The 6,527-nt window shown below is 74.1% G+C and carries 5 protein-coding genes and 1 pseudogene; 2 read left to right on the forward strand and 4 right to left on the reverse strand.

The features are described from left to right. Positions 1-87: 87 nt before the first annotated feature. Both ABZ914_RS43785 and ABZ914_RS43790 read right to left on the reverse strand, forming a co-directional pair. A complete protein-coding gene (locus tag ABZ914_RS43785; protein ID WP_500200650.1) occupies positions 88-1,464 on the reverse strand; it encodes a metallopeptidase TldD-related protein in 1,377 nt (458 codons plus the stop codon). Between the two features lie 5 nt (positions 1,465-1,469). After that, positions 1,470-2,969 carry a TldD/PmbA family protein gene (locus tag ABZ914_RS43790; protein WP_387018090.1) on the reverse strand — a complete coding sequence of 500 codons (1,500 nt, stop codon included), beginning with the start codon at positions 2,967-2,969 and terminating at the stop codon, positions 1,470-1,472. 240 nt (positions 2,970-3,209) lie between these two features. On the opposite strand from ABZ914_RS43790, the gene ABZ914_RS43795 reads away from it, so the two are divergent. Both ABZ914_RS43795 and fabI read left to right on the forward strand, forming a co-directional pair. After that, positions 3,210-3,914, forward strand: a complete 705-nt coding sequence (locus ABZ914_RS43795) for a beta-ketoacyl-ACP reductase (RefSeq protein WP_173093449.1) — start codon at positions 3,210-3,212, stop codon at positions 3,912-3,914. Between the two features lie 4 nt (positions 3,915-3,918). Next, positions 3,919-4,707, forward strand: a complete 789-nt coding sequence (gene fabI / locus ABZ914_RS43800; protein WP_190856437.1) for an enoyl-ACP reductase FabI — start codon at positions 3,919-3,921, stop codon at positions 4,705-4,707. Positions 4,708-4,830: 123 nt separating this feature from the next. On the opposite strand, the gene ABZ914_RS43805 is transcribed toward fabI, so the two are convergent. After that, positions 4,831-5,478, reverse strand: a complete 648-nt coding sequence (locus ABZ914_RS43805) for a hypothetical protein (RefSeq protein ID WP_500200649.1) — start codon at positions 5,476-5,478, stop codon at positions 4,831-4,833. Between the two features lie 145 nt (positions 5,479-5,623). After that, a pseudogene (locus ABZ914_RS43810) lies at positions 5,624-6,527 on the reverse strand (helix-hairpin-helix domain-containing protein); the annotation flags it as partial.

The raw sequence follows: 6,527 nt of genomic DNA on the forward strand, positions 1-6,527 counted from the left end.
GTTGACCGGCGCCTGAAGCGGAGCGCCAGCGGAGCGTAAGGCGACGGCCAACCCCGCCCGGGGGGTGTGGGGGGTCGCCCCCCACACCTAACTCGCCTGGGAGACCGTCGACATGTTGTAGTCGGCGACCCGTAGCGCCGGCATCGCGGCGCGCGTGAAGTAGTCCGACCATTCGCGCGGCAGGGTCGGGACGGTCCCGCCGACTTCGGCGAGGCGTGCCAGCAGGTCGACGGGGCTCTCGTTGAACCGGAAGTTGTTCACGGCCCCGACGACCTCGCCGTTCTCGACGAGGTAGACGCCGTCGCGGGTGAGGCCGGTCAGCAGGAGGCTCTGCGGGTCCACTTCGCGGATGTACCACAGGCAGGTCAGCAGCAGTCCCCGCTCGGTGCGGGCGATCATCTCCTCCAGGGACGCGCCGCCGCCGGGGCCGGCCATCGACAGGTTGTCGATCGACGGGGTGAGCGGCAGGCCGGTGCGTTCGGCGGAGTGCCGGGTCTGCGCGAGCGAGGTGAGCGTGCCGTCGGCGATCCAGTCGGTGGCGCCGAGGGCGAGGCCGTTGTCGAACACGGACGCCTCGCGGCTGGAGGCGTGCGCGACGACGAACGGCGCGCATTCCAGGCCGGGCGCGGCGGGGTCGCTGGACAGGGTGACGGGCAGGCTCGCGAGCTTCTCGCCGACGCGGGTGCCGCCGCCGGGGGCGCTGAACACGGTGCGGCCGTCGGCGGCGTCCTGGGCGCCGGCCGACCAGTACAGGTAGATCATCAGGTCGGCGACCGCGGACGGCGGCAGGATCGTCTCGTACCGTCCGGCGGGCAGGTCGACGCGCCGGGAGCCCCATTCCAGCCGGCGGGCGAGGCCGGCGGCGAGGTCGGGGACGTCGACGTCGGCGAAGTCGCGGGTGCCGACGCCGGCCCAGGCGGAGCCGCCCGCGCCCTTGGCGTTCAGTTCGAGCAGCCCGGTGGGCTGGTCGTGGCGCAGCCGCAGCCCGGCGGAGCTGCCGAGGAACGTGGAGGTCTGGACGTGGTTGGCGAACCCGTACAGCCGGTTCCCGGCGGATTCGGCGGCGGCGAACGCCTCGCCGAGCGCGGGCGCGACGCCTTCGAAGACGCCGATGCCGGTCTCGGCGGGCGGGTCGTCCCAGCCGGTGGCGGCGGGCCCGTCGGCGACGAGCGGCGCGGCGTCCTCGGCGGCCTCGTTCCCGGCGGCGTCGGCCTCGGCGGCGCGGACCAGGTCCTCGACGCCGTCGGCGCCGACGGCGGACCGCGAGACGACGCCGGCGGCGACGCCGTCGCCGGTGCGGCGCAGCGCGATCACGGTGAGCCGGGTGGAGCGGGTGACGCCGTTGGTGGTGAGGGTGTTGCCCGCCCAGCGCAGGTTCGCGGTGGTGGACTCCTCGGCGATGGCGATGCAGTCGTCGGCGCGGGACAGGGCGAGCGCCCGCTCCACGGCCTCCTGCGGCCTGATCGTGCTCACTGGCCGGCCTCCTGCAGGGTGTTGAGGATGTTGACGCCGCGGAACAGCGCGGACGGGCAGCCGTGGCTGACCGGCGCGACCTGCCCCGGCTGGCCCTTGCCGCAGTTGAACGCGCCGCCGAGCACGTAGGTCTGCGGGCCGCCGACGGCCTCCATCGAGTTCCAGAAGTCGGTGGTGGTGGCCTGGTAGGCGACGTCGCGGAGCTGGCCGGCGAGCCGTCCGTTCTCGATCCGGTAGAACCGCTGCCCGGTGAACTGGAAGTTGTACCGCTGCATGTCGATCGACCAGCTCTTGTCGCCGACGATGTAGATGCCGCGCTCGACGCCGGAGATCAGCTCGTCGGTGGACGGCCCGCCGGGGGCCGGGGCGAGCGACACGTTCGCCATCCGCTGGATCGGCATGCTGGACGCGGCGTCGGCGAACGCGCACCCGTTGGAGCGCTCCGCGCCGGTGAGGCGGGCGATGCGCCGGTCGGTCTGGTAGCCGGTGAACAGGCCGCCGGACACGATGTCGAACGACTGGGTCTCGACGCCCTCGTCGTCGTAGCCGATGGTGGCCAGCCCGTGCTCGGTGGTGCGGTCGCCGGTGATGTTCATGACCTTGGAGCCGTACTGCAGGCTGCCGAGCTTGTCGGGGGTGGCGAACGAGGTGCCGGCGTAGGCGGCCTCGTAGCCGAGCGCGCGGTCCAGCTCGGTGGCGTGCCCGATCGACTCGTGGATGGTCAGCCACAGGTTGGACGGGTCGACGACGATGTCGTAGGCGCCGGCCTCGACGCTGGGCGCGGCGAGCTTCTCGGCGAGCAGCTCGGGGATGCGGGCGAGTTCCCCGTCCCAGTCCCAGTGGGCGCCGGTCAGCCACTCCCAGCCGTACCCGGCGGGCGGCGCGAGGGTCCGCATCGTGTCGAAGACGCCGTCGGCGATGCCGACGGCGTTCACGACCGGGTGCAGCCGGACGCGCTGCTGGGTGGTGACGGTGCCGGCGAGGTCGGCGAAGAACTTGTTCTCCTTGACCTGCAGCAGGGTCGCGTCGACGTGGTCGACGCGGTCGTCGGCGAGCAGGCCGCGGCTCCAGTCCGCCAGCAGCGCGACCTTCTCGGCGGTCGGCACGTCGAACGGGTCGGTCTCGTAGGAGGACACCCAGGTGCGCTCGCCGTGCGCGGGTTCGGGCGCCAGCTCGATGGGCTCGCGGTTGACGGCGCGGGCGACGGCCGCGACCTCGACGGCCTGCTCGGCGACCCGGGCGGCGCCGGCCGCGGTCAGGTCGATGCCGGCGGCGAAGCCCCAGGTGCCGTCCTTGACGACGCGGACCGACAGGCCCACGTCGTCGGCGTCGAGCGCGGTCTCCAGGGCGGCGTCGTGCAGCCGGAGGGTCTGGCTGCGGATGCGTTCGAGGCGGAAGTCGGCGTGCTCGGCGCCGAGTTCCCGGGCCCGGGCGAGGGCCGCGTCGGCCAGCGCGCGCAGCGGCAGCGCGGTGAAGGCGGGATCGATGTCATGCACCTTTCGCAACCTACCCCCGGGGACCCTTCCGCCTCACCTGCGCGGCGGGGCGAACAAAGCGGGGGTGCGGATCTTGTCGGTAAGGCACATCCTGTTCCCCTGCGGGGGCCGCTAGGGTCGTGCGATGTCGTCGCAGGACGGCGACTCCGGAAGCGACCGCCCCGCCGCGGGCGGTCCAGCGCGCACCGAGAGCCGCGCACCGGAGGACGGACCAATGAGACAGCCTACGAGAGGGTCGTGATGAGTCGCTCTGTCCTCGTGACCGGGGGGAACCGGGGCATCGGCCTGGCCATCGCCCGCGAGCTGGCCGCGGCGGGCGACGCCGTCGCCGTCACCTACCGGTCGGGTGAGCCCCCGGAGGGGCTGTTCGGCGTGCGGTGCGACGTGACCAGCGCCGAGGACGTCGACGCGGCCTTCGCGAAGGTCGAGGCGGAGCAGGGCAAGGTCGAGGTGCTCGTCGCCAACGCCGGCATCACCAAGGACACGCTGCTGGCGGTGATGAGCGAGGAGTCGTTCACCTCGGTGCTCGACACGAACCTGACCGGCGCGTTCCGGGTCGCCAAGCGCGGCGTGAAGGGCATGATGCGGGCGCGCACGGGCCGCATCGTGCTGGTGTCGTCGGTCGTCGGGCTGCTCGGCTCGCCGGGGCAGGCGAACTACGCCGCGTCCAAGGCGGGCCTGGTCGGGTTCGCGCGGTCGCTGGCGCGCGAGCTCGGCTCGCGCAACATCACGGTGAACGTGGTGGCGCCCGGGTTCGTCGACACCGACATGACCGCGGTGCTGACCGAGGACCAGCAGAAGGGGATCACCGCGGCGATCCCGCTGGGCCGGATCGCGCGGCCGGAGGAGGTCGCCAAGGCGGTGCGGTTCGTGGCGAGCGAGGACGCCGCCTACATCACCGGGGCCGTGATCCCGGTGGACGGCGGCCTGGGAATGGGGCACTGAGGTCATGGGAATCCTCGAAGGCAAGCGCATCCTGGTCACCGGCGTCCTCACCGACGCCTCGATCGGCTTCCACGTCGCGCGGGTCGCGCAGGAGCAGGGCGCCGAGGTGGTGCTGACCGCCTACCCGCGCCCCACCCTCACCGCGCGGACCGCGAAGCGGCTGCCGTCCGGCCCGGAGAACCCGCCGCCGGTCATCGAGCTCGACGTGATGAACACCGAGCAGCTGAACGCCCTCGAGGGCAACCTGCGCGCGCACGGGTTCGACCACCTCGACGGCGTCATGCACGCGATCGGTTTCGCGCCGCAGACCGCGCTCGGCGGCAACTTCCTGGAGACGCCCTGGGAGGACGTGGCGACCGCGGTGCACGCGTCCACGTACTCGCTGAAGTCGCTGACGATGGCGTGCCTGCCGCTGATGAAGGACGGCGGCTCGGTCGTCGGCCTCGACTTCGACGCCACCAAGTCGTGGCCGGTGTACGACTGGATGGGCGTGGCGAAGGCCGGCCTGGAGTCGTGCGCCCGCTACCTGGCGAAGTACCTCGGCCCGCAGGGCATCCGCGTCAACCTCGTCGCGGCGGGCCCGCTGGCCACGATGGCGGCCAAGAGCATCCCCGGCTTCGAGGGGATGACGGAGCTGTGGCCGAAGGCGGCGCCGCTCGGCTGGGACATCAAGGACAGCGAGCCGACCGCGCGGGCCTGCGTCGCGCTGCTGTCGGACTGGTTCCCCGCCACGAGCGGCGAGATCGTCCACGTCGACGGCGGCCTGCACTCCATCGGCGCGCCGGACGTGTAAGCCCGTTTCACGTGCCGAAGGCCCCTTCCCGTTGCCGGGGAGGGGCCTTCGCCGTTCGTCGGCCGGGTGGCTGGCGTCCCGTGCCCGATGCGTCCCGTGCCCGATGCGGCCGGGTGCCCGCGGTCAGCGGCGGCGGGCCGCGGCGGACCGGCGGAGGGAGCGGCCCGCGACGCTGATGTTGAGCGCGGCCACGGCGCCCGCGGCGCCCGCGGCGGCGGCGACCCAGAGCATCTGGTTGCTCTCGTGCTCGGAGGACGCCACGGGGGAGATGAGGCGCGTCTGCGGCATGGCCGCGGAGCCCGGGGCGGTGCGGTAGGCGTTCGGGTCGGCCGCGATCTCCGGGGTGGGCAGGACGCCCGGCAGCCCGGCGGCGGGCAGGGGCGCCTTGTCGTCGTAGGGCTTGAGGCCCTCGCCGCCGGTCATGGGGGCGGGCCCGCTCCCGGCCGCGCCTCCGCCGCCCGACGGCGCGGAGCCGGTCCCGCCGGACCGCGCGGGCGCCTTGGTCTTCTTCGGCGCCTTCGGGACGGCGGGCTTCTTCGTCTGCTCGGTTGGCTTCGGCTTCGGCGTGGGCGTCGGCGTGGGCGTCGGGGTCAGCGCCTTGCGCAGGTTGCCGAGGTTGCACTTCCAGTTATCGATGGTGCTGGCCGGGTCGGTGCCCTTCTTGCAGGTGTCCGCCGCCGCCTCGCTCGCGGGCGCGGCCAGTACCAGGACCAGGGCGCCCGCCGAGACCGCGGCCGAAGCCGTACCGAGCCGCCTGAGCCGCTGGGGCATGTCGCTCCTCCGCCTACCGGTGATGCTGTTGTTGACATCTGGTCCAACGAGAGAAGGACACAGAGGTCACGGTCAAAAACGCGCGCCAATTGGTCAGATCGTGCCCCATGCGCGCCCAACCGTAAACCGCGACACGGCGGTTTCTTTACCGCATCACCAGCCGCGCCAGGCGCGTCCGCCGCTCGCGCGCCCCGGCCTCCTTGACGGCCCTGGCCAGAGCCGGTCCGGCCGCCTGCACCACCGACAGGTGGCGGCGCGCGAGCCCGAACGCGGTGGCCACCAGCGGCCGCGACAGCCCGTCCGGGACCAGCACCGCGACGACCGCCGGACGGCGCGTCCCGCGCGCCTGCGCGACCGGCACCGCCCACCCGTGCCGCAGCCGCGCCGCGTCCGCGGGCGCGACCGTCACCGCGCCGCCGGGGAACTCCACGTCCAGCCCGTGCGGCCCGCCTCCGGTCACCACGCCCGTCTCGCCGATGGCGGCCTGCGCGAGCGGCGCCGCGACGACCACCCGGTCGCCGGGGTCCATCCCGCCGAACGCGCCGGGGCCGGGGTTCAGCCGCGCCTTCAGCGCCGCGTTCAGCGCGGCGGTGCCCGCCTCGCCGCCCGCGGCGGCCGCGACGACCTGGACGTCCTCCACCGGGATGCCGAGCGCCCGGGGGATCGAGTCGGTGACGAGCTGGACGGCCCGGTGCACGGCCTCGGCCGGGTCGCCGGCGGGCACGATCACCACCTCGCGGCCGGGCGCGTCCACGGCGGCCAGCTCGCCGCCGCGCACCGCCTCGGTGAGCGCCGCGACGGGATCGGCGGGCGGCGCGGCGTCCAGCACGACGACCGGAACGGTCTCGGACGCCTCCAGGTCGTCCAGCGGACGGCCGGGACCGGCGGGCGGCGGCGAGCCCGGCTCCGCGCACAGCACGAGGTGGGCGCCGTCCGGGCACGCCTCGACCAGCACCGCGCACAGCTCGACGTCGAGCGCCGCCGCGTCAGTCACCACTACCAGGTCCAGCTCTAACGGCCGCTGCTCGCCGCGCGCGTAGTCCACGGGG

It is taken from the genome of Spirillospora sp. NPDC046719, from assembly GCF_040645715.1.
Taxonomy (GTDB): Bacteria; Actinomycetota; Actinomycetes; order Streptosporangiales; family Streptosporangiaceae; genus Spirillospora.